We start from the raw sequence: 23,682 nt of genomic DNA on the forward strand, positions 1-23,682 counted from the left end.
CGTCAGGGAAAGACGAATCAGGACACGATTGATTATACGGGTTCGGACCGACTGGAGTCTTCGAGATTCGCTTCAAAGGGAGAGGCTTCGCCCTTAATCCAGACCGGCTGATCCAGGACCTTCGCTTCCGAAACGACTGTCGGGTTCAGCGTGGCCTGGCCCCAGGCCACTTCGAGCGGGAGTTTTGCAAAGTCGACCAGGCAACCGTCGCGGCTGTAGCAGCTCAGGTCGTGGTTGGACCCCATAAAGATGCAATCGACCGGGCAGGGGTCCACGCACAAGGCGCAAAACATGCACTTTGAGTAGTCGATGGTGAACCCGTCGACACGAAACCCTTTGCCGACAGGGCTTTTCTGTTTCTCGATGTAGATACAGTCGACCGGGCAGGCGGCGGCACACTTGTCGCAGCCGATACAGGTCGTCAGGTCGAATCGGTGGAAACCCCGATAACGAGCTTTCACCGGGACGGGGACTTCCGGGTACTCGTAGACCTGCGTGAAGGTCTTGCGACGGTAAGTTTCCAGGAAGATCCGGAACGTGACCGCCATGCCGCTGTAAAGCGTGCTGATGGCGTACCAGACGTTGCGAAACCACTCCCTCACCGGGCACCTCGACTGGAAACCGTCGCAACGGCTGCAGGGTTTGCGAGGCTTGCGAAAACCTGGCAGATTTTGCTCAAGTTTGACGCAACCTCTGATTGGATTATAGGAAGCGACCACTGATCCGCAAGGCAGGTCAGCCTGCGGAAATCCGCAGCACATCCCGTACTTCGGACAGTTCAGGAGCTGCCCAGGTTCCCGGCTTCCGCCAGTTTCTGGCTGGTCTCCGCCAGTCGGCCCAGAACCGCGGCAGCGCGGCCTGAGTCGATGGCTTCGGCGGCCAGGGCGACTCCGGCGCGAATGTCGGATCCGCGGCCCGCGATCCACAGGGCGGCGCCGGCATTGGCGAGCACCATATTCCGCGCGGCGCCGGGCTGTCCGGCCAGCAGATCGCGGATGATCCTGGCGCTGGCGGCGGGCGATGAGACCTGAATTTCGGCGACGGAGCAGGGGGGGAGGCCGAGGTCCGCGGGGGTCCAGGTGAGTTCCACTGGTCGCTGTCCGCGTTCGACCAGAAACGCTCGGGTGGTCCCCCAGAGGCTGATTTCGTCGAGCTGGTTGTTACCGCAGACGACGAGTGCGCGCCGGGCGCCGAGCCGCGAGAGGGCGTCGGCGAGCTGGGCGGCGCGCTCGTCGGAGCCGGTTCCGACCAGTTGAAAGTCGGCTCCGGCGGGATTGGTGAGCGGTCCCAGGAAATTGAAAATGGTCCGGAATCCGAGCTGTTTGCGGACAGGTGCGGCATGTTTCATGGCCCCGTGGAGCAGGGGGGCGAAGCAGAAGCCGATGCCGATTTCGTCCACGCACCGGGCGACTTGCGCCGGCGTGAGTGCAAGATTGACTCCGAGGGCTTCCAGGACGTCCGCCGAGCCGGAGAGGCTGGAAACGCTGCGATTGCCGTGCTTGGCGACGGGGATGCCGGCCGCGGCGGCGACGATGGCGGCGGCGGTGCTGATGTTGAAGGTCTGCAGGTCATCGCCGCCGGTTCCGCAGGTATCCAGCCGTCCTTCGGCCTGGCAGGGGATGCGGGTGGAGCGATCTCGCATGGCGCGGGCGGCGCCGACGAGCTCGTCGACGGTCTCGCCGCGGCAGCGGAGGGCGGTGAGAAAGGCGGCGATTTCGACGTCGTTGGATTGTCCGTCCATCAGGCAGCCGATGGCGGCCTGCATGGCGTCTTCGGCGACCGGATGACCGGCCAGAAGCTGCAGGAGCGCGGAGCGCAGGGGCGTCATGAGCAGCTCATTCTGAAGAAAACGAAGGATTGGGAAGAAATCCAGAGTCGGCAAAGTCGACCGTTGGGGGGATCGGGAAAGCGAAGTATACTGAGTCTCGACTGATCGCCAACCGCACGGGCCGGCGCGGGCGATCTCACCTGCCCCTCAGACAAGGCGGCCGACGCGTGGTTCAGAAGCTGATGATCGACGCCGATCCGGGAATCGGGGACGCACTGGCGGTGCTGCTGGCGTTGCTGGATCCGGAGCTCGATGTCGTGGCGCTGACGGCGGTGCGGGGATGCGTCACCGGGTTGCAGGCCGGGCGCAACCTCCAGACGTTGCTGGAGACGCTCGATCCGCCGAAGTGGCCCCGGCTGGGAGTGGCGGAGCCGGTCGGCGAGCACGAAGAGGAGCCTTGGGCGGAATCGAGTGCGGCGCGCCCGTTCTGCGATGTGCATGGGAGATATGGGCTCGGCGACTGGCCGCAATGCGCGGCCGACCTGCATCATCCGCGCGAGGCGGCCAAGGTGCTGTGCGATTTCGCGCGAATGTATCCGGGCGAAGTCCAACTGCTCTGTCTGGGGCCGTTGACGAATGTGGCCTTGGCGATCAAACGGGATCCGGAGTTTCTTGGAAAGCTGGGGGGGCTGGTCTGTCTCACGGGGACCTATGAAGCGCCGGGCGACGTCACGCCAACCGCTTCGATCAACTGTTTTCTCGATCCCGAAGCGGCCAAGACGGTGCTGACGGCGCCGGTCCGCAAGACCGTCGTTCCCTTGGATGCGACCCGATCGATTCATCTGGGGTTCGGCGGGCTGGACCGGCTGGAGTTCTCCCCGCGGACGCCGACCGGGCGACTGCTGCAGTCGCTGCTGCCGTATACGTTGCGGGCGCATCATCAATTGCTGGGGCTGGAAGCAGCCCCGCTGCAGGAACTGGCGGCGCTGTCGATTGTGGCGCGTCCCGAGCTGTTCGAGCGGAGTCCCGCCCACGTCAATGTGGAGCTTGAAGGCCGACTGACCCGGGGAATGACGGTCTTCGATCGGCGCGGACTGCAGCCTCAGCCCAACGTCGATGTTGTCCGCCGGATCGACAGCGACGGCGTGTGGGATTATCTGACGTCCATGCTGCGCGAGCACTGCTGAATCGGCGCGCGGCTGAAACGAGCCCGCTCAGCCTGGAATCACGACGATCTTGCCGCGCAGGGTTCCGGCCTTGTGGAGGGAGTTGTCTTCCTGCAGGCGGTGGGCGGCGGCGGTCTCGGAAAGCGGGAACGTGGCGCCGATTTGCGGTTTCCACTGGGCGCGCAGGTAGAGCGCATTCAGGGCTTCGGCCGACGTCCGCTGTTCTTCCGGGGAGGCGTTGAACATGGCGAAGCCAATGACGCGCAGATCTTTCACGTAGAAGGGGCCGACCGGGAATTCCGGGCGGGCGGCGCGTCCGGCCATCAGGATGATCCGACCGCGCGGGGCCATCAGCGAGACGGTCCGGTCAAAGGTGGGTTCGCGCTGGGTTTCGAACCACATCTGCACGCCGCCGTGAGGCATGGCGAAGGCGCGGATCTGGTCGTCGATGTTGGGATCGTTGTAGTTGATGGCCAGGTTCGCACCGAGATTGCGGCAGGTTTCCAGACCGGCGTCGGAGCCTGCGGTGGCGATGACCGCCGCTCCGGCCGCATGGGCGAGCTGAATCACCGCCGAGCCGACGCCACCCGAGCCGCCGTTGACGAAGACGACTTCGCCCGGTTTGAGATTGCCGTGGAGAAACAGGCCGAGGTGTGCGGTCAATCCGACCAGCGCGCCGGCGGCGGCATCGGCATCCGATTCTCCATCGGGCGTGTCGTACAGCCATTTTTCGTCGACCGCGGCGTACTCGGAGAACGTTCCCTGTCGCCCGAAGAGCCCCTGGTTACTCCCCCAGACCCGGTCGCCGACGCGGAACCGCGTGACGGCTGCGCCGCACTGTTCGACGACGCCTGCGAGATCGCAGCCGAGGATATAGGGAAAGTTCGTGATCATGCTCACGACTCCCTGGCGGACGTAGGTGTCGATCGGGTTGATCGCGGTCGCGCCGACTTTGATCAGCACCTGGGTCGGGCCGGGCTCGGGCTGCGGGAGATCGCCGTACTCGATGACGTCCGGGGCGCCCGTCTTGCGGACGAAGGCAGCTTTCATGGTTCGGTCTCCAGGTCCGGGATTTCCGGCAAACAGTTACAGGAGGCGTCCCGTCCGACCGGCGTCGCCGGAATCGGGCGGAACACTCAGCAGCCCCAGTCGCTGCAACATCCGTTCCGTCAGTTCGGCGTGCCAGAAGCGGATGTGGCCTGCGGTGGCAATGACCAGCATCGCGAGACCGCTGATGAGCGCGCCACAATATACGGTTCGAGGTCGATAACACCAAACCACTTCATGCTCGCCGACGGGAATCTTCACGCGTCGTTCGAGTTCCTTCAGTTCTGCTTCCGCAGCTTTCCCATCAAGCAGAACTTCCCAACCCGGATAACCGAGATCTTCCCACACCAGCGTCCGGAGTCCGTCGGTCCTGGCGGTCAGCCGGATGCGCTCCGCCGTGTTTTCGGTCAGTTCGACGCCCTCGGCGTGGTCGGAGGCGGCCCAGTGAAAACGGCCCGGCGCATCGACGAGTTCGTAGAGCCAGAGCGGCTCACGGAATCTGGCCCAGGCGGGATTCAGCAGGGAATCCATTCCGGTCCACGCCAGTTGGAGTCCGGACGGCTGCTCCGCGTACGGCTCGAAGGAGAGGACGTGGGTCACGCCGTTCTGTCTCAGCCATTCTTTTCGGTCGAGGCTGAGGCGGCGGCCGCCGAACGGCGTTGGTCCCTGATCGGCGAAGGAATCCTCCGGCATGGTGAATTTCGGATCGTAGTATTCGCGAGGTCCCAGGCCGAGGTAGACCGGCGTCTGGGACACGCCCAGCAGCGTGACCAGGTTCGGACCGGGCGCCCAGACGCGGACCGGCCGGGGACTCGCGAGGAGCAGCTCGCGCACCGGGCTGGCCTCGCGATGCTCGATGGGGGGGACCGGCACCGTGACGCAATAGGTGACGATGCCGCTGATCGACCAGAATTCCCAGGTCGTGACGCCCAGGACCACTGCGATGCCGGCTCCGCGCCAGGTCGACGTCCAGCGGCGGGTGACCGCGTCCCAGCTCAGGCCCGCCAGCAGCCCCAGCGCCAGGGTGGTGATCACCCCATACCGCGCCGGTCCGCGGAAATAGCCGAAGCCGGGAACCATCTGGAGCCAGGGCATCAACCAGCCGCTGGTCAGAATGAGCGAAATGAGCGCCGCCAGCCCCCAGAAGCGGGCTCCCCGTGCGGCGAGTTCCCGGCGGAGTCCGGGGCGGATCAGACCCAGGACTGCCAGCCAGAAGGGAATCAATCCGGCATAGAGGTGGGCTTCGACCTTGTTGGTTTGCGAGGCGACCGCGCCCGAGCGCAGCTCCCGCAGGGACCGATCGAGGTCGATTTGCGGGCTGTACCACCAGGGGCCGAGGAGCTGCGACCAGTAGAGGGGGGGGATCGAGTTCTCGGCGGGATCGAAGTGCTGCCCGGCCACGGTCCGCTGACTCAGTCCCTGCAGCTCCCAGCCCGGCAGGAGCTGGATGGTCGCCAGCGCCAGACCGAGGACAACGGCAGCGCTCCAGGCCGCCAGTTTCCAGCAACGACGGGCGGTCGATTCCTGCTCCGGGGGACGGGACGCGCTCGTCCAGTCCGGGCGGAAGATGCGCAGGGGGACGTACACGGCGACCAGCAGCAGGGTCATGAAGGCGAACTGATAGTGCCCGGCCAGCAGTTGCAGGCCCAGGGCCAGACTCAGCCCGCAGACGTATCTCCATCGCCCGGTCTGCAGGCCCGACTCGCAGCACCAGAGGGCCACGGGCAGCCAGGCGCCGCCGATGATGGCCCATTCGAGGCAGATCCGGGGCGGAAACCAGCCGTAGGTGTAAACGAGCGCCGCCAGCAGGCTGGCACCGGACTGCAGTCCCAGCCGTCGGGCCAGCGCCCAGACGGCTACGAACGCGAGGACGTAGTGGCCGATCTGATTGACGTTATAGGCGGTATTGACGTCGCGGATGGCGGCATAGAGTGCAAGGTGCGGTGGGTAGAGCAGGCCGGTCTGGCTTTCTCCCAGGATCGGATATCCCTGTCCGACCAGATTGTTCCAGAGGGGGATTCTGCCGGCGTGCAGCTCGTCGGCCAGGAACTGCTTCTGCGGCAGGTAGTACGAGTACAGGTCGCCGCCCACCAGTCCGTCTCCCTGCCAGAGCGAGCCCCAGAACAGGACGGTCAGGCCAGCGGCAAGAGCGGTTACGCCGAGGAACGCGGCAAACCGAGCCGTCGGGAATTCGGGCGGGGGGGGCTGCGGGAGCGGGCGGAGCACGCGGACCTCGGGATTGAGCACGTGGGATGGAAGTCGTGTGTGGAGGCGGGCTCAGACAGAGGGACGTTACCGGAGGGGCGCGGGATCGCCCTTAGCGAATGCGGCTGGGAACTTTCTGCCCCTTGGGAATCAGGGTGGTGTATTTTCGATCCTTCATCCGCCGCTGAAAGTCGGCGCGTGCGGCGGCGAGCAGTTCGGGATCTTCGAGCAGATCGAGTCCCGTGGCGGCCAGCACGCGGGCGGCGTAGTGAATTCCCTTGTCCCCCGCGGTGCTGCCGATGGCGGCGACATTCTGCCAGCAGTGACCGGGGCTGCCGGCGGCAAAGCAGGCGGCCCTGAGGCCGCCGGTGGGGATGAACCAACTGATGTCGCCGACATCGGTCGACCCTTTTCCGAGCTCCGTTCCGGGGTTCAGGGGATGCACGCGATCGTCGAAGCCGACGTTGAAGCCTGCGGGACTTTGCGCCAGCGTCTCCTGAATTCGTCGGGCGAACTCCTGTTCCGCCGCCGTGAACTGCGGTCGGGGGACTCGTTCGAGATTGTTCTGGATGGCTTCGGAGAGGGGGGTGTTGGGGATCAGTTCGTGGCAGTCGGTGTCGATGGCGATCTGCAGTTTTGTGCGACTCATCATCGCGGCGCCGCGGGCGATCTCGGTCACCCATTCGTAGTACCGTTCGACGTCGCGATGATCGTCGGCGCGGACGTAATACCAGACGGTGGCGTGCGGCGGAACCACGTTCGGCGCGCCGCCGCCATCGGTGATCACGTAGTGCATGCGGGCATCGCTCTTGACGTGCTCCCGCATGAAATTGACGCCGAGATTCATCAGCTCGACGCCGTCGAGGGCGCTGCGTCCCGACTCGGGGTTGCCCGAAGCGTGAGCCGCGACGCCGGTGAAGGTGAATTTGGCGGAGATCAGGGCTTTGGTGCTGCCGTACCAGACTTCGTTTTTGGCGGCGGGATGCCAGTGGAGACAGGCGTCGAGATCCTCGAACGCGCCGTCGAGCAGCATGTAAACTTTGCCGATCGTCGTTTCCTCGGCGGGCGTGCCGAACAGGCGGAGAGTCCCTTTGAGATTGTGCTGCTGCATGGCGGCCTTCATGGCGAGCGCGGCGCCGAGCGCTCCCGTGCCGAGGCCGCTGTGTCCGCAGCCGTGGCCCGGACGTCCTTCTTCGACGGGCTCCTGGGTCGGTTGGACCTTTTGCGAGAGATCCGGCAGGGCGTCATATTCGGCGAGCAACCCGATCACCGGCTTGCCGAAGCCGTAGCTGGCGACAAAGGCGGTCGGCATGCCGGCAACGCCGACGCGGACGTCGAAGCCCGCTTCCCGCAGTTTTTCGACAAGGAGCGCCGAGGACTTTTTTTCTTCCAGCCCGACTTCGGCGAACTCCCAGAGCGCTTTGTTGACGAGCCGCAGTTCGTCGGTCCGTCGGTCGACGTCTTCCATGGCAGTCCGCTGCGTTGGGCGCAGGGGCGCCGGATCGGCTGCGCGGAGCGCGGTCAGGCTTCCGAGGATGACCAGCCCAGGCACAAGTCGACAGCGGACTGAGCGCAGCACGTCGTTTCTCCCGTTGCGGGTCGTCGGGCGACGCCTTCTCCCACCGCGGAAAGGGCGTCGTCCATGTCGACTATCTTGACGGGCGGAGTCGCGTGAGAGCAACCCGTCCCGCAGAAATCCGCGGGGAGGCGAAACGGGGACTGCAGGCTGTTGACATGTTGATTCCGTGTGTCACGGCCGCGTCGGCCGTGATGTATTTCACAGGGAATCGGAGCGATCGCACAGCCGACACAGCCGTGGCATAGATTCTGTCGGCGGGCAGAAAGGACGGGCCTGCCGGTCAGGCGTGGGTTGCTTCGCCGTTTCGACTGGCAGCGATCGGCGCCAGCGGGGCGGCTCCGGTGGCGGCGACGTACATGCGGATCAGATGGGGGACGCTGTCAGCCTCCATCTTCTTCATGATCTTGGCGCGGTGGGCCTCGACGGTCTTGAAGCTGACCCCCAGTTTCACTCCGATTTCCTTGCTGGAAAGTCCCGCCGTTACCAGATCCAGCACTTCGATCTCCCGCGCGGTGAGCTTCTGGTACCGCTCGCGGACGACGCGGCCGGCGTCTTCGACGCGTCGACGGTCGTCGTCTTCTTTCAGTGCGGCCTGAATCTGTTCGAGCAGGATCTGATTGCTGGAATTCTTTTCGAAGAAGTAGACGGCGCCCCGTTTCATGGCCCGGACCGCCATCGGGACGTCGCCGTAGGCTGTCATGATGATGACGGGCTGACGGAAGTCGCGGGACGCGAGCTGCTCCTGGAGCTCCAGCCCGCTCATGCCGGGCATGCGGACATCCAGCACGAAACAGCCCGGCCGCTCGGGACTGCACTTGTGCAGAAGATCGTGAGCGTCGCTGAATGTTTCCGCCTTCAGCCCCACCGATTCGACGAGCCAGCGCAGAGAGTCGCGCACGGACGTGTCGTCGTCGACGACGAAGACCGTCGCCGGCCGGGGTTCGTATTCCGCGTCCATCAGTTGTGCTCCTCATTGCTCAGCGGAAGAAAGAATGTGAACGTGACGCCCGGTTCGGCGCCGTTGGACTGCACGGAAAGTTCGCCGCCCTGACTTCGGATGATTGTACGGCTGATCGACAGCCCGATCCCCATCCCCGAAACTTTCGTCGACACAAACGGTTCGAAGATCTGCTCGCCAAGCTCTGCCGGAATGCCGCGTCCCGAATCGCAAACGGAACACCAGACGCGATCTCGATCGCTGCCGGCGGAGACGCGCACGACGCGCCGATCGGCCGGGGTCTCGTCCATGGCTTCGATGCTGTTGAGAACCAGATTGACGATGACTTGAACGAGTTGAATCGGGTCGACGCGGACGGGGGGCAACGGCGCCTCGATGATCGTCCGGCAGCGGACGGCGCGATGGCTGGCCTGAGGCTGGATCAGCCGAATCGCATCCTGGATCAACAGAGTCAGGTCGCAGACTTTCGACTCGTCGTCGCGGCGTTCGACAAACCCCCGCAAACGGCGAATGATTTCGCCGCCGCGGACTGCGGCGGCCCGGATTTCTTCGAGGCGCCCTAACAGTTGCTCGCGGGGCAGGTTCTCTCCGGAGAGACGATTGATGCATCCGGCGGCGTAGTTGGCGATCGCCAGGAGGGGCTGATTCAATTCGTGGGCGATGGCGGCGGTCATTTCGCCCGCCGCACTGACGCGGGCCGCATGGGCGACTTGCGAGCGGACCTGCGAAAGTTCGGCTTCGGCCTGCTTCTCGGCGGTGACGTCGCGCGAAGAGACGAGAGCGCTGTCGACGCGGTCGCCGTCGAGGACCGGGGAATACATTGTCGAGTACCAGCCCGTGACGCCGTGGTTGCCATTGACCGGCAGCGTGGTGTGATGGGCGTTTCCGTGGGAGAAGACGTCTGCGAGAATCGTTCGCACCTCGTCGGCGACTTCGGGGGTCAGGAAGTCAAACATCGACATTCCGACGACGGTTTCGGCGGTCGTGGCTGGGGACATCCGGTTGGCAAACGCGATCGTACCTTCCCGGTCGACCTGCAGAATAAAATCGGGAGCGTGCATCACCAGAGAACGCCAGCGGGCCTCGGATTCTTCCAGAGCGCGGAGGGTCTCCTGACGCTGAACCGCTTCCGTCCGCAGGGCCGCATTGGCTTCGACCAGTTCCTGGGTGCGTTCGGCAATCCGCTGTTCGAGGCTTTCGTTGGCTTCGCGCAGTTGCTGTTCGGCGATCATCCGCCGGGTAATGTCGGTGGCGGTTCCCACCCAGACGACATGTCCTTCGGCCCGCCCGTCCTGCGGCTCCGCCTCGGCATAGACCCAGACGACTTCCCCGTCGGGTTTGACAAAGCGAAACTCGTCCCGGAAGGGTTCGTGCGTGCGAAGAGAGCTCTGCCAGAGATTTTGAACGCGAATGCGGTCGACGGCGGAGACGCGATCGAGCCATCCCTCGCCCTTCAACGCATCGGAATCGGCGCCGGCGAGCGCGCACAGGCGACCGTTGACGTAGTTCCAGCCGCGACCGGCCGTTGCGTTAAAAATGCCAACCGGGGAGGAGCGGGTCAACGTGCGGTAGAGCTGGCGGCTGCGGCGCAGTCGGCGTTTCAGACGGAATTCCGAGGTGGCGTCGTACATCAGCGCGACGATGCATTCCCGCTCCTGCTGCGGCACCAGTCGGCCCCAGTAGCGGATGATCCGCTGGCGTCCGCTCCCCGTCGTAATGCGATGCAGGCGGGAGTAGGTGCTTCCACGGTCGAGCAGCGTCCGGTTCCAGTACAGCCGGCGTTCGGGGTCAGGCCAGAGCCCCAGTTCGACCGTGGTTCGTCCGATGACGTCTTCGCGGGGGCGTTCGAAAATCCGCAGACATTCCGGATTGGCGTCGATCACGCATCCGTTGCTTTCTTCGACGATCAGGATGCCGACGGCGCCCGTGAGAAAAACGGTCCGGAACAACTCCTGGGAGCGCCCCCGCTCCTGCTCCGCGCGGACCCGCTCCGTGACGTCGGTCGAGACCCCGAGTACGCCGGTGATCATTCCCGAAGGATCACGACCGGGGAACTCCCACGTTTCGTAGAAGTTCTCCCCGATCTGCGTGGTGGTGTGCTGGGTTTCCCCAGCCAGGGCGGCGCGAATCCGGCCATGAATGTCCGGGCGATCGGGAAACATTTCGAAGATCGAAGTGCCAACACCCTGTCCCGGTTTCAGTCCGAGCCCGTCGAGCGCTCGCCCCTCAGCGAATGTGAAGATGCCCTCGGCATCGACGGACCACAAAATAATGGGCGCACCGCGAGCGACGGCCTGCAGCAGGCCGGCGGTACCGGCTTCGAGAGACACATGGGAATTCGAGTCGTCGCTCAAAGGCTGCTGGCTCCGGGAATCTCCCTAGTGTTTTGTCACGGCCACGTTTGCGGGTGCTCCTGGAGAGCGAATAGGGAATAGCGAGTCGGGAATAGCCGGAGGTAGTCGCTCTAGATTCGCCTTTTCTGGCTATTCGCTATTCCCTGCTCGCTATTCGCTCAACCCGAAGTCCAAGCTTTGGCAAAGCACAGGGGAAGGGAAATCAAGACAACGGGTCTGAGCCCGGGATTGGCTGAATCGCCGCGAAATGAACTGCTCCAGATCGAATCTCGCTCTGGAGTTGTCGAGAGTAAGCCAGTTCTCTCATGGTTGTCAATCATGTGTGTACGTATAAACCCCGCTACTGCCGCTGTCTTGCGCGGGAGGGCCGGTCCGTGGCTGGCGGATTCCAGTCAGTTGACGTGACATCGCGAAGCCGCGATTCTGCCCGCGAGATCCGTGCGGACCCGGCCGATGTCTTTACCACAGGATGGACGAACGATGCGCGTTTACGGAGTGATTCCCGCCCGGCTGCAGTCGACGCGACTGCCGCGCAAGCTCCTGCTGACGGAGACCGGGAAGCCGCTGCTGCAATATGTGTGGGAGGCGGCCCGAAAGTCGAGCGAACTGACCGACGTACTGATCGCGACCGACAGCGAGGAAATCGCCGCGGTCGCCCGCGGTTTTGGAGCTCGATGTGAGCTGACGGGCGAGCATCCCAGCGGGACCGACCGGATCTGCGAAGTGATTTCACGCTGCGGTCAGGACGCCGGGCTGATTGTGAACGTCCAGGGGGACGAGCCGGAGCTGGACCCCGCCAATATTGATGAGGTGGTTCGGGCGCTCAAGGCGTGTTCAGCCGCGCCGATGGCGACTCTGGCGACGCCGATTCGCTCGCTCGAACAACTGCACGCGCCGTCCTGCGTGAAAGTCGTCTGTGGGCACCTGGGTCAGGCGCTTTACTTCAGTCGGTCGCCGATCCCGCACGTCCGGGATCGTGACGAGGAGGAAGTGCTGGCCGCCGCGTCCCCTTGGCTGCTCCACGTGGGAATTTATGCCTACCGGTCCGAGTTTCTGAGTATCTGGCCGCAAATTCGCTCTTCCCCGCTGGAGCAGTGGGAAAAGCTGGAGCAGTTGCGGGCTCTGGAGGCAGGCATCCGGATTCAGGTGGCGGTCGTCGAACACCGGTCGGTTGGCATCGATACGCCGGACGATTATGCTCGCTTCGTCGCACGCACCCGATCCGTCTGAAGTCTGCGCGGAGGGTGCGTTTGCGAACGGGAGTCGTGGTCGGATGTACTGCCGGCCGCCGGACGACGTTCGACGGACGGGCAGCGGGGGACTGGTTCGAGCATGACGAAGCATATTTTCGTGACGGGCGGGGTGGTGAGTTCTCTGGGCAAGGGTCTCACGTCGGCCTCGATCGGCGCGATTCTGGAACGCCGCGGCCTGCGGGTTCGGATGCAGAAGCTCGACCCGTACATCAACGTCGACCCCGGGACGATGAGCCCGTATCAGCACGGCGAGGTTTACGTGCTCGACGACGGGGCCGAGACGGACCTGGACCTCGGCCACTACGAGCGTTTCACCAACAGCCCGCTGTCGCGCGATTCCAACTACACCTCGGGCCGAATTTATCTGAAGGTCATCGAAAAGGAGCGGCAGGGGAAATATCTGGGGGGGACTGTACAGGTCGTGCCCCACATTACCGACGAGATCAAGGCTTCGGTGCGGAAGCTCGCCGGTCCCGACGTGGACGTGGTGATCACCGAGCTGGGGGGGACGGTCGGCGACATTGAGGGCCTGCCGTTCCTGGAAGCGATTCGTCAGATCCCGCTCGATATCGGCCGGGAAAATTGTCTGTTCGTCCATCTGACGCTGGTGCCCTACCTCAAGGCGGCCCGCGAGCTGAAGACCAAGCCGACGCAGCACAGCGTGCAGCAGCTCCGCGAGATCGGCATCCAGCCCGACGTGCTGATTGTGCGGACGGAACGGCCGCTGGGTCGGGAGAACGCCGAGAAGATCGCGCTGTTCTGCAACGTCGAAAAGAAGGCGGTCATCGAAGAGATGGACAAGGAATTCTCGATTTACGAGGTTCCGGTCGGACTGGTGGAACATGGGCTCGATCAGCTCATCGTCGACCGGCTCGGGCTGCAGACGCGTCCGGGGAACATGGATGACTGGGAAGACCTGGTGCATCGGATCAAGAATCCGCAGCACGAAGTCACCGTCGCGGTCGTCGGCAAGTACATCGAACATCGCGACGCCTACAAGTCGATCTACGAGGCGCTCGATCACGCCGGAATCGCTCACTCCACGCGAGTGGTCGTGAAGCGGATCGAAGCGGAAGATCTCGAACGCCAGGACCCGGCGACGGCGCTGGCAGGAGTGGACGGCATTCTGGTGCCGGGCGGTTTCGGCATGCGCGGCGTCGAAGGGAAGATCCGGGCCTGCCAGTTCGCCCGGACCCAGAAGATTCCGTACTTCGGGATCTGTCTGGGGATGCAGATCGCCGTCATCGAAGTCGCCCGCAACCTGCTCGGGCTGCCGGACGCCAACAGCACGGAGTTCGCGGCCGATACCGGCAACCCGGTGATCTGCCTGCTGGAAGAGCAAAAGTCGGTGACCACCAAGGGGGGGACGATGCGGCTGGGCGCCCAGCCCTGCGTGCTCGCCGAAGGGTCGCTCGCGGCCCGCTGCTACGGCGTGCCCGAAGTCTCCGAGCGGCACCGGCACCGCTACGAATTCAATCCCGATTACCGCGACCAGTTCACCAATGCCGGGCTAGCTCAAAGCGGTAAAAGCCCGGACGGGAAGCTTGTGGAAGTCGTCGAGATCCCGGCTCACCCGTGGTTCGTCGCCGTGCAGTTCCATCCCGAGTTCAAGTCGAAGCCGATGCAGGCCCACCCGCTGTTCCACGGCTTCATCGGTGCGGCGCTGGCCCGGCATCAGGAGCGGGCTTCGAACGCGACGTGAGGAAATGCTCCGGAAGAGGAGGATTTGCCGCGGAGGTCGCGGAGAAGAAATCAGGAGAGTGAAAAGTGAGTATTGAGTAGTGATGAGTGTAAAGTGACGGAGAACGTGATCCGCTGCCGGGTGGCGACTCCTTCATTTTGCACGACTCATTCATCACTACTCACTTTTCACTTTCCGGATCTTCTCGGTCTCCGCGTCCTCCGCGCCTCCGCGGTAAAACTTCTTCCTGATTCGAAGCGCAAGCCAGCTTCGCCGGCGGCTATTTGCCGATGCAGAATTTGCTGAAGATGCGGCCCAGCAGATCGTCGGAGTAGACGACGCCGAGGATCTGGCCGAGTCCGTCGAGAGCGTCGCGGAGCTCGACGGCGAGCAGTTCGTCGCCGGCGGTCGGCTGGCTCGCGACATCCTCGGCGCGCGCGAGGGCGGCGGCGGTAGCGGAGAGCGTTTCGCGACAGCGGGCGGCGGTCATCCCGAGCCACTGCGGGCCGCGGGCGGCTGAGGAAGTCAGCTTCTGCGTCATCTTCGCCGCGAGCTCGGCAAGCCCGGCTTCGTTGTGGATGCTGACCGGAAGCGCCTCGGGAACTCCGGGCGGGGACTTTGCCAGATCGGCCTTGGTGAGGAGGCGAATCGCCGGGATCGACCCATCCGCCAGAGCCAGCCAGAGCTGTTCTTCGGCGTCGCGCTGGTCGTTGTCGAGGTCGGCGGCCGTGCACCAGAGGAGCAGGTCGGCCCGATTGGTCTGGTCGGCCCGCTGCCATTGCGCCGCTGCGGCGATCCCTTCAAGCGTCGCTTCCCAGCCGGCGGTATCGATCAGGTCGAAGTCGAGCCCCTGCCACGACACCGGGCGGATGAGGAAGTCGCGCGTCGTCCCCTCCACCGCCGAGACGATCGCGGCGTCCGTCCCGCAGAGGTGATTGAAGAGCGTGCTCTTGCCGGCGTTAGGGAGTCCGGCGAGGACGATCCGCGGTCGCCAGCGGGATTGCAGGCGGTCGGCCGCCTGTTCGCACAGGGACTCGACGACATGGCGGGCGACCGCCACGCGGGCGGTCAGTTCGGCCCGGCTGACGAATTCAATGTCCTCTTCAATGAAATCCAGGCCGGCTTCGAGATCGGCGAGCAGCTCGATGAGATCGTGCCGGAGTTTTCCGAGCTGGCCTGAGAGTCCTCCGCCGAGCTGGGAGAGGGCGGTCTGGAGCTCGCGGTGATCGTGGGCGTCGATCACGCCGAGGACCGCCTCGGCCTGTAGGAGATCCATGCGTCCCGCCAGGAATGCGCGGAGCGTGAATTCGCCCGGGCGGGCGCCGCGGACGCCGGTCGAGCTCTGCAGCAGATCCCCGAGAACCGCTTCAAGGAGGGGCGTCGAGCCCGGCAGATGCAGCTCCGCCAGCGGCTCGCCGGTGTAGCTCCGTTTCGTGGGCCACCAGTAAACGCGTCCGGGGATCGGCGTACGAATCGACGGGGCATGAATGTCGAGCGGCGCGCTCTCCGCCCGCCGGGCGCTGGCGAGCGGGGAGGCGGCAAAATCGGGGCTGAGCATCCGCAACGCGGCGGCGGTCCCAGCCCCGCTGATGCGGAGAATACCGCGGGCCGCGCCTCCCGGAGCGGAGGCGAGAGCAGCGATCGTATCGTCGAGGTGGAGGTCCATGCGGCGTAGGGTCGGGAATCGCGTCGCGGCCGTCAAGGAATCGGAAAGTGCCCAGGCAAAGAATGGCCGGGCCCGCCCGGCCATTCTTCCTCCGGCGATTCGCTCGAAATGTCAAATGTCGAAGGTGGCGTCACTTGTAGGGCGGGCTGTGCCCACCATTCCCTTGCGAAGATCATGGAATCGGTGGGCACAGCCCACCCTGCGGCCTTACCCGACCAGCTCCGGCGGAGCCTTGGCGATTCCTTCAACCCCGATCAATCGCTGGTCGAGGCCCTGCCAGGGGTACGTCAGCTTCCAGGGGTCGAGGCCGAGCTGGCCGAGGATGACCGCCTGCAGGTCGCGGACGGTCATCGGGTTCTCGGTGATGTAGTAGCCGATGTCGTCCGTCTGACCATAAGTCTGTCCGCCACGGACTCCTCCCCCCGCCATCAACATGGTGAAGGCATACGGGTGATGGTCCCGGCCGACGAACGGTTGTTTGGGGGAGTTCTGTGCCATCGGCGTCCGGCCGAATTCGCCCCCCCAGACGATGAGGGTTTCATCGAGCAGCCCGCGCTGCTTGAGATCCTTGATCAATCCCGTCAGCGCGCGGTCGATCTGCTGAATCTTGATCGGCAGCGTATTGGTGATGTCTTCGCCGGGGCTGACGCCGTGGTGGTCCCAGCCCCAGTCGTAGAGCTGCACAAAGCGGACGCCCGCTTCGACGAGTCGACGAGCCAGCAGGCAATTGTTCGCGAAGGCGGCATCGCCCCCCTTGTAGGCGACGCGCGGATCGGCCGCCGCATCCGACTCCGGAACAAAGCCCGGCACCGCGCCATACAAATCGAGAATATGCTGCGGTTCGCGCGAGATATCCATCACCTCCGGGACCGCCATCTGCATGCGAAATGCCAGCTCGTATTGCGCGATCCGGGTGACGGTTTCGGCGTCGCCGAAAGACTCCGCCTGAAACTGATTCAATTGGGCCAGGGCGTCGAGCGTTTCCCGCCGGCCAGCTCGATCGAGCCCCGCCGGGTTCGAAAGAAATAGCACGGGATCGCCCGGCGAGCGACACTGGACCCCCTGGTAAACCGACGGCAGAAAGCCGCTCCCCCAGACGCTCTTCCCGGCGTCGGGAGTCTTGCCGCCGCTGGTCAGGACCACGAAACCGGGGAGGTTCTCGTTCTCGGAACCGAGTCCGTACGTCGACCAGGCGCCCATCGAGGCGCCTCCCAGCAGCGACGTCCCCGTATGAAGCAGGAGCTGAGCCGGAGCGTGATTGAACTGCTCGGTATTGAGTGACTTCACCACGGCGACGTCGTCGATGACTTCCGGCAGATGCTTCCACAACTCGCTTAGCTCGATCCCCGCCTGCCCGTGCTTCTGAAACGAGAAGGGCGAAGCCAGCATGTTCGGCACGCCGCGGATGAAGGCGAAGCGTTTGCCCTCCAGGTATTCCTTCGGGCAGGGCTGGCCGTCGTACTTCTTCAGGGCGGGCTTGTGGTCGAACAGATCGAGCTGACTCGGGCTGCCGGCCATGTGCAGGTAGATCACATGCTTGGCCCGCGCCGGCAGCGGCGGCTGTCGCGGCCGCAGCGGATTCGCATCGTCTGCCGCAGCCGCCGGCCTCTCGCCGGCCAGCAGCGACCCCAGGGCCATCGCGCCGAGACCGACGCCGCAGTTCTGGAAGAAATGCCGGCGGGTGGCGGCACGCGCAATTTCGTGAGACAGCGGCAGCATGGCGGCAGTGATCCGAAATGGATGAGGTTGCTTGAGGACTTAGTCGCATGCGAGTGGCCGGGGCAGGAGCGTCTTCGCGATGCCCCGGTCTTTCGGCCTCTGGCATCAAGACCGGGGCTTCCCTTCGGTCCAGCCCCGGCCACCCGTTATCGAACGTGAAACGCCATTCCCTGAAACAGGAACCGAACTAACTTCGCGTCAGAAACTCGTCGAGATTCAGAATCACGTTGCAGACCGCCGTCAGGGCGGCCAGTTCGGCGACGTCCGCACCCGCCGGAGCTGGGCCGAGCGGATCGGTGGCGAACTTTCCGGCTTCCTCCGGAGCGGTTCGATAGTGCTGCAGCCGTTTCTGGTACAGCTCCGCCAGCACCCGCATCTCGCGGGGCTGAGCCGGGCGGAGCAGCGTCCGCTCCAGGGCGAACGCGACGCGGGTTTCGAGAGTCTCGCCCCCCTCGGCGATCATCCGGCGCGCCAGGTGCTGCGCCGCTTCGATGTAGACCTGATCGTTCAGCGTCACCAGCGCCTGCAGCGGCGTATTCGTGCTGATCCGTCGCACCGTGCAGAGCTCGCGGCTGGGGGCGTCGAACGTGGTCATCGCGGGATAGGGAGACGTCCGCTTGATAAAGGTGTAAAGCCCGCGGCGGTGGCGGTCTTCGCCGGGGCTGGTTTCCCACTTGTCGGTGCTGTAGGTCGATTTCCAGATGCCCTCGGGCTGGTAAGGCATGACCGAGGGGCCGAGGCGTTTGGAGCTTAGCAGGCCCGTCGCCGCCAGCGTCGTATCGCGGATCATTTCAGCCTCCAGCCGGAACCGCGGGCCGCGGGCCAGCAGGTGGTTGAAGCGGTCCCGCTCGCGAAGCTCCGCCGAGACTGTCGACGACTGCTGATACGTTCTCGACATCACAATCGTCTTGCAGAGCTTCTTGAACGACCAGCCGCGGTCCATGAAATCGACTGCCAACCAGTCGAGCAGCTCCGGATGCGAAGGGGGGAGCCCCTGTGAACCGAAGTCTTCCTGAGTCTCCACCAGCCCGGTCCCGAAAAGTTGCGCCCAGACGCGGTTGACGGCGACGCGGGCAGTCAACGGGTTCTGCCGGTCCGTGAGCCATTGCGCCAGACCGAGCCGGTTGAGCGGCGCTTCCGCGGGCCAGGGATGAAATGCGCCGGGAACGGCGGCCTGGACGACGTCGCCGGGGTCGAGGAAATTGCCGCGGTTGTGGAGGTGCGTCGTGCGGCGTCGGTCCTCCGGCAGTTCTTTCATGACCGGCGTCTGCGGGACGGGAATCGCCTCCAGTTGCTGTTTGGCGTCGGCAATCTGCTTCCGCTGGTCGGCGGTGATTGGCGAAATCCCGGCGTAGTAGCTGAGCAGCTCCCGGACCTGCCCCGCCGAACGCTCGCCGACGGGGAGACGGACGATCGTGCGAATCGTTTCCGGGACATCGTCGTTCAGCCCCGGAGCGGGGTCTGACGTCGTCCCGAGTCGGAAGCGGCCGATGCTGAAACCGGGATAGCTGAATTCGAACTTGTGGTCGAGCCGGATGACGAGTCGACTGCCGGCCGGGACGGGGACTCTCGACTCCAGTCGAAAGACCGCTCGATGCGCCTGCGTCTGCTGCGGCGAGACCGCCCATCCGTGCTTCTTCGGATCGGGATTCTTCAGCACGTGCTCCACCGGGTAATTCTGCTGTGCAAAGTCCGCCTCGGCGCCGGCGAATTTCAGCTCCGAGGCGGTTCCATCCGCGTGATGGAGCGTGGCCGACAGACCGGACAGCACGAAGTTGCCGTCGTTTCGGGAGCGGCCGACGCCGCCGCGAGGCAGCGCAGGATGGGGCCGGACTTCGAGGCGGAGGGCCGTCAGTTCCTGCGGCTGCGGCTCCGCGGTGAGCGTATACGATTCCGTGGCGGGTCCCTCGCCCGCCGCCAGCAGCGAGCCATCGTCCTGCCGGACCAGCTTCACGCCGCTGGCCGCCTGTGTCTCGATGAAGTCGAGGGTCGACCAGCCCGCGCGCCGCCGGACTTCCTCTTCCCACGCCGCTGCAGCGGCTTTCAATTCCTCAGTCGGAGACTGAAATTGCCGCGTCAGCTCGGCAATTCGGACTTTCAATTCGGACTGTTTCTGCTGTTGTTCGACCGTCGGCGTCGGCAAGAGGGGACGGTCGTCGTATTCGTCGTTGTCTTCCGTCTGATTGAGAAAAGCGTAGGCCTGGTAATACTCGCGCTGGGCGATCGGGTCGTACTTGTGGCTGTGACACTTGGCGCAGCCGATCGTCAGCCCCATCCAGACCTGAAAGGTCGTATCCAGCCGGTCCTTCACCGCGGCGACCCGGAACTCTTCGTTGTCGGTTCCCCCTTCGTCGTTGCAGAGCGTGTTGCGATGAAACGCCGTCGCCAGCCGCTGCTCCAGCATTGCATCGGGGAGCAGGTCGCCGGCGATCTGCTCGCGGGTGAACTGGTCGTAAGGCATGTCGGCATTGAAGGCTTCGATGACCCAGTCCCGGTAGCGCCAGATCGTCCGCGTACGGTCCTTTTCGTAGCCCTTGGTATCGGCGTAGCGGGCCAGATCCAGCCAGACGCGCGCCCAGCGCTCGCCGTAGGCCGGGGACTCCAGCAATTCGTCAACCAGCCGCTCGTAGGCGTCCGGGGACTCGTCGGACACAAACGCCCGGACCCGTTCGAGCGACGGCGGCAGACCCGTCAGGTCGAGCGCCACCCGCCGCGCCAGCAGGTGTCTTTCGGCAGCGGGCGAGGGGGAAAGTCCTTCGGCTTCCAGGCGGGCCAGGACGAAGCGATCGATTTCCCCGGCGGGCCACTCCGCCTGTCGAACGACAGGAGGGACGGCTTTGACCGGAGCGACGAACGACCAGTGCTCCTGCCACTTCGCGCCTTCAGCCACCCAGCGCTCCAGAACCCGCTGCTGCTCCGGCGACAGCGACTTATCGGCCGATGCCGGCGGCATGCGGACGTCATCGGCGGTGCTGAGAATCCGGCGGACCAGCTCGCTGGATTCGGGATGTCCGGGAGCGACGATCGATCGGTCGTCGATGCGCGCCAGGAGGCCGTCGCGCCGGTCCAGCCGCAGATTCGCCTCGCGGGCGTGCTCGTCGGGACCGTGGCAGGCGAAGCAGTAGCGGGCAAGGATCGGTTTGACGTCGCGCAGGTAGTCGATGGCGTTCGCCGGTTCCGCGGCGAACGCGGGCGGCAGTCCGGCGACGAGAAGGAGAAGAAGCGGAAGTCGACGACAGAGCAGGGCCGGAACTTTCATGAACGCCGTCGACTCCGAACAGAAAAGTGCTGACAGACCTCCCGGACGACGATTAGTCTACCCGGAGAGCGCTCGGAGACGGTATCCTGTTTTTCGGGAGAGATTCCCGAAACTTCCGCGTCGACGGAGATGGGACTTCGTGCCTGCTGACGCCAAACGACGGGTCGCCGTGCTGATCGAATCGTCGCGAGCCTACGGTCGCGCGCTGATCGAGGGGATCGGACGCTATGCGCGGCAGCAGGCGCAGTGGACGATCGACTTCGAGCCGCGGGGGCTGGAAGAGGGGCCGCCCCGCTGGCTGAGGAAATGGCGCGGCGACGGGATTCTCGTCCGGGTCGATCATCCCGCGATGGCGAAGGCGGTCATGGCGCTCGGGGTGCCGGTCATCGACCTGCGCGGCAACCTGTCGGTGGACGGCCTGCCGCTGATCATTGTCGACAACACGGCCATCGGGCGGCTGGCGTACGAGCACCTCGCCGATCAGGGGCTGAAGGAGTTCGCGTTCTGCGGCGTGCCGTCGGCGCTGAAGCTGTTCAGCGCCGAACGGGGCGAAGCGTTCCTGGCCGTCGCGGAGTCGCACGGTCGTCCCTGCCGGATCTTTGAGCCGCGGCCGCGCACGACCGATCGGGAGCAGGACCATGCTCAACTGGCGGCGTGGCTGGCGGAACTGCCGAAGCCGGTCGGCATTCTGGCGTGTTTCGACGATCGGGCCTTCGAGCTGCTGGAGCTCTGCCGGAAGCTGCAGCTCCGCGTCCCCGAAGACGTGGCGGTGGTCGGCGTCGACAACGATCCGGTCCTGTGCCAGATGGCCGATCCGCCGTTGAGCAGCATCGACCCGGACGGAAATCGCGTCGGGTACGAAGCGGCGTTGCGGCTGGATCGCTGGATGCAGGGGGATCCTCCGCCGCAGGAACGCCTGGTCATTCCGCCGCGGGGTCTGATTCCGCGGCGGTCGTCGGATGCGCTGGCGATCGACGAGCCCGATATCGCCGAAGCGATTCGCTATGTCCGAGCCCACGCCTGCGAGGGGATGCTGGTCGAGGAGATTCTGCAGCACCTGCCGATCTCCCGCAGCATGCTGGAGCGGTCCTTCAAAAAGTATCTGGGCCGGACGCCGAAGGCGGAGATTCTGCGGCTGCAGATTCTGCGTGCACGGGAATTGCTGGCCGACCGGTCGCTGTCGTTGCGGGACATCGCCCGGCTGACCGGCTTTCGGTCGGAGAAGTATTTCAACGATGCCTTTCACCGCCAGACCGGCGAACGGCCGGGGGCGTTCCGCCGCGGATTGCGCTGACGCAGGGCAGGCCACCAGCCAGCCGGATTGTGGCCTGGCGAACGCGTGCGCCGATTTGCAGGTCTGCGCCTCGGGTGGCCGGCGGCTGGAGCGTCTTCGCGAAGCCCCGGTCTGAAGCCTGCTTTCTCTTTCTTTCCGGCAGTTCGAATTCAAAAGACGGCCGGGCGCGCCCGGCCCTACCGCACCGCCCGTTTCGCGAGCTCCACCGCCTCAGCACACAGGCTCCGGGCCAGCGTCCCGTCGGGGGCTTCGGCGATGACGCGGATGATCGGCTCGGTGTTGCTCGCGCGGACCTGCACCCACCGATCGGGCCAGTCGAGCCGCAGGCCGTCGCCTTCGGAAACCGTCGCGTCGGCATAGGCCTGTTTGAGGGCCGCGCAGGCCGCTGCGACCCGTTCGCGGGGGCAGTGGAGCTTATCCTTGATGATCGTGTACTGCGGAAGTTCGTCGACCCAGTCGGAGAGCGCCGTCCGCCGGCCGGCGAGTCCGTCGAGGACGTAGGCCATCGAGACGAAGCTGTCGCGGACGAAGCCGACCTGCGGCTCGATGACGCCGCCGTTCCCTTCTCCGCCGATCACGGCGGCGACCTCGCGCATCTTGCTGACGACGTTGGCTTCGCCGACGTGGGAGCGGTGAAATGCGCAGCCGTATTTGGCGGCAAGATCCGCGGTCACGCGGCTCGTGGAGCCGTTGACGACGACGGGGCCGGGCGTGCGGGCGAGGATCAGGTCGACGCAGAGCGCCAGCGTCAGCTCCTCGCCGATGTAGCGACCGGTATTGTCGACGATCGCCAGCCGGTCGGCGTCCGGGTCTTGGGCGAAGCCGACGTCGGCGCCGTTGTGGCGGACGGCGTCCATCAGCGTCGAGAGATTGTCCGCCAAGGGCTCGGCGGGATGGGCGAATTGACCGTCGGGGCTCCCTCCCATGACGACGACGTCGCAGCCGAGCGTTTCCAGCAGCCGCGGACCGAAGACGGCGCCCGAGCCGTGATTGCAGTCCAGGACGACTTTGAACCGCCGTTGGCGGATGCGTTCGCCGTCCACCAGCCGCAGCACCTTGTCGAGATGAACTGCCGAGGGATGGGGCAACAGCTCGACCGAGCCGAGGCCGTCCCACGGGCGGTAGGACGGGGGCTGTTCGAGTTGAGCGAGGAGCTGCTGCCCCAGCGCCTGGTCGAAGACGCCGCCGAGGGGTGAGAAGGGCTTGAGGCCGTTCCATTCGATGGGATTGTGGCTGGCGGTGAGCTGAAGTCCGCCGGCGGCGCCGAGGTGCTGGACCATCACGCCGCACGTCGGCGTGCTGGCGATGCCCAGGTCCAGCACGCGACAGCCCGTTCCCAGCAGGCCGGCGAGGACGGCGTGCCGCAGCATTTCACCGGTGCCGCGGCCATCGCGCGACAGGATCACCGTCCCTCCTTGATACATCGTTCCCAGGGAGGCGGCGAAATGCGTGACGTATTCGGGATCGAGGCCGTCGCCGACGAGGCCCCGCAGACCGGAGATGCTGAGAATGCGTTGTGACATGATCTGCCCTGTCTGAGTGACGGCGTTCAACGCCAGAAGTTTACCACGAATGACACAAATGGACTCGAATGAAGACGGAGAGAGGGAACCACGGAGGACGCGGAAATCACGGAAGAAAACATTGCAACGAGGAACGACGAGGAGCGGCTCGCGACTTCTCGCCCGTAGTTCGCGGTGAAACAGGGCCGGAGTGAGGACCATCCTCGGAGT

Annotated in this window: 15 protein-coding genes; 4 read left to right on the forward strand and 11 right to left on the reverse strand. The window is 65.1% G+C overall.

The window, feature by feature from the left end; translation table 11 throughout:
• Positions 1-32: 32 nt before the first annotated feature.
• Together SH412_RS07075 and trpD are read right to left on the reverse strand one after the other, a co-directional pair.
• The gene (locus tag SH412_RS07075; RefSeq protein ID WP_336522810.1) at positions 33-602 is read right to left on the reverse strand and encodes a 4Fe-4S binding protein; all 570 of its coding nucleotides are present in this window, start codon (positions 600-602) and stop codon (positions 33-35) included.
• Positions 603-778: 176 nt separating this feature from the next.
• Positions 779-1,828 carry an anthranilate phosphoribosyltransferase gene (gene trpD / locus SH412_RS07080; protein WP_336522811.1) on the reverse strand — a complete coding sequence of 350 codons (1,050 nt, stop codon included), beginning with the start codon at positions 1,826-1,828 and terminating at the stop codon, positions 779-781.
• A 167-nt stretch (positions 1,829-1,995) separates the two neighbouring features.
• Here trpD and SH412_RS07085 point away from each other — a divergent pair, with 167 nt between their 5' ends.
• Positions 1,996-2,955 (forward strand): nucleoside hydrolase, encoded by a 960-nt coding sequence (locus SH412_RS07085; RefSeq protein ID WP_336522812.1) that lies wholly within the window; start codon positions 1,996-1,998, stop codon positions 2,953-2,955.
• A 27-nt stretch (positions 2,956-2,982) separates the two neighbouring features.
• On the opposite strand, the gene SH412_RS07090 is transcribed toward SH412_RS07085, so the two are convergent.
• The 5 genes from SH412_RS07090 to SH412_RS07110 form a co-directional block, all read right to left on the reverse strand.
• Complete coding sequence (locus tag SH412_RS07090) at positions 2,983-3,984, reverse strand: NADPH:quinone reductase (RefSeq protein ID WP_336522813.1); 1,002 nt, start codon at positions 3,982-3,984, stop codon at positions 2,983-2,985.
• Positions 3,985-4,020: 36 nt separating this feature from the next.
• Entirely contained in the window at positions 4,021-6,207 is a 2,187-nt protein-coding gene (locus SH412_RS07095) for a hypothetical protein (RefSeq protein ID WP_336522814.1), read from the reverse strand.
• 91 nt (positions 6,208-6,298) lie between these two features.
• Entirely contained in the window at positions 6,299-7,765 is a 1,467-nt protein-coding gene (locus SH412_RS07100; protein ID WP_336522815.1) for an amidohydrolase, read from the reverse strand.
• A gap of 280 nt (positions 7,766-8,045) precedes the next feature.
• Positions 8,046-8,723: a response regulator transcription factor gene (locus SH412_RS07105; protein WP_336522816.1), complete on the reverse strand. Its 678-nt coding sequence runs from the start codon at positions 8,721-8,723 to the stop codon at positions 8,046-8,048.
• Complete coding sequence (locus tag SH412_RS07110) at positions 8,723-11,077, reverse strand: PAS domain S-box protein (RefSeq protein ID WP_336522817.1); 2,355 nt, start codon at positions 11,075-11,077, stop codon at positions 8,723-8,725. Before SH412_RS07110 ends, SH412_RS07105 begins: the two co-directional genes overlap by 1 nt.
• 480 nt (positions 11,078-11,557) lie before the next feature.
• On the opposite strand from SH412_RS07110, the gene kdsB reads away from it, so the two are divergent.
• Positions 11,558-12,307 carry a 3-deoxy-manno-octulosonate cytidylyltransferase gene (gene kdsB / locus SH412_RS07115; RefSeq protein ID WP_336522818.1) on the forward strand — a complete coding sequence of 250 codons (750 nt, stop codon included), beginning with the start codon at positions 11,558-11,560 and terminating at the stop codon, positions 12,305-12,307.
• A gap of 102 nt (positions 12,308-12,409) precedes the next feature.
• Positions 12,410-14,032: a CTP synthase gene (locus SH412_RS07120; RefSeq protein WP_336522819.1), complete on the forward strand. Its 1,623-nt coding sequence runs from the start codon at positions 12,410-12,412 to the stop codon at positions 14,030-14,032.
• Positions 14,033-14,291: 259 nt separating this feature from the next.
• On the opposite strand, the gene SH412_RS07125 is transcribed toward SH412_RS07120, so the two are convergent.
• The 3 genes from SH412_RS07125 to SH412_RS07135 form a co-directional block, all read right to left on the reverse strand.
• A complete protein-coding gene (locus SH412_RS07125) occupies positions 14,292-15,677 on the reverse strand; it encodes a tRNA modification GTPase (RefSeq protein WP_336522820.1) in 1,386 nt (461 codons plus the stop codon).
• Between the two features lie 207 nt (positions 15,678-15,884).
• Positions 15,885-17,396, reverse strand: a complete 1,512-nt coding sequence (locus SH412_RS07130) for a DUF1501 domain-containing protein (protein WP_336522821.1) — start codon at positions 17,394-17,396, stop codon at positions 15,885-15,887.
• Positions 17,397-17,583: 187 nt separating this feature from the next.
• On the reverse strand, positions 17,584-20,655 hold the full coding sequence (locus tag SH412_RS07135) for a PSD1 and planctomycete cytochrome C domain-containing protein (protein ID WP_336522822.1): 3,072 nt from the start codon (positions 20,653-20,655) through the stop codon (positions 17,584-17,586).
• A 139-nt stretch (positions 20,656-20,794) separates the two neighbouring features.
• Between SH412_RS07135 and SH412_RS07140 the strand changes: the two genes are divergently transcribed.
• On the forward strand, positions 20,795-21,949 hold the full coding sequence (locus tag SH412_RS07140; protein ID WP_336522823.1) for a XylR family transcriptional regulator: 1,155 nt from the start codon (positions 20,795-20,797) through the stop codon (positions 21,947-21,949).
• 176 nt (positions 21,950-22,125) lie between these two features.
• On the opposite strand, the gene glmM is transcribed toward SH412_RS07140, so the two are convergent.
• Positions 22,126-23,472: a phosphoglucosamine mutase gene (glmM, locus tag SH412_RS07145; RefSeq protein ID WP_336522824.1), complete on the reverse strand. Its 1,347-nt coding sequence runs from the start codon at positions 23,470-23,472 to the stop codon at positions 22,126-22,128.
• Positions 23,473-23,682: the final 210 nt, after the last annotated feature.

Origin of the sequence: Planctellipticum variicoloris, from assembly GCF_030622045.1 — a bacterium.
GTDB classification, from domain to species: domain Bacteria; phylum Planctomycetota; class Planctomycetia; order Planctomycetales; family Planctomycetaceae; genus Planctellipticum; species Planctellipticum variicoloris.

Bases quoted from the DNA above. Each gene is read 5' to 3' on its own strand.
- trpD (WP_336522811.1), bottom strand. From the start codon at position 1,828: ATGACGCCCCTGCGCTCCGCGCTCCTGCAGCTTCTGGCCGGTCATCCG.
- SH412_RS07090 (WP_336522813.1), bottom strand. From the start codon at position 3,984: ATGAAAGCTGCCTTCGTCCGCAAGACGGGCGCCCCGGACGTCATCGAG.
- SH412_RS07105 (WP_336522816.1), bottom strand. From the start codon at position 8,723: ATGGACGCGGAATACGAACCCCGGCCGGCGACGGTCTTCGTCGTCGAC.
- kdsB (WP_336522818.1), top strand. From the start codon at position 11,558: ATGCGCGTTTACGGAGTGATTCCCGCCCGGCTGCAGTCGACGCGACTG.
- SH412_RS07120 (WP_336522819.1), top strand. From the start codon at position 12,410: ATGACGAAGCATATTTTCGTGACGGGCGGGGTGGTGAGTTCTCTGGGC.
- SH412_RS07125 (WP_336522820.1), bottom strand. From the start codon at position 15,677: ATGGACCTCCACCTCGACGATACGATCGCTGCTCTCGCCTCCGCTCCG.
- SH412_RS07130 (WP_336522821.1), bottom strand. From the start codon at position 17,396: ATGCTGCCGCTGTCTCACGAAATTGCGCGTGCCGCCACCCGCCGGCAT.
- SH412_RS07135 (WP_336522822.1), bottom strand. From the start codon at position 20,655: ATGAAAGTTCCGGCCCTGCTCTGTCGTCGACTTCCGCTTCTTCTCCTT.
- glmM (WP_336522824.1), bottom strand. From the start codon at position 23,472: ATGTCACAACGCATTCTCAGCATCTCCGGTCTGCGGGGCCTCGTCGGC.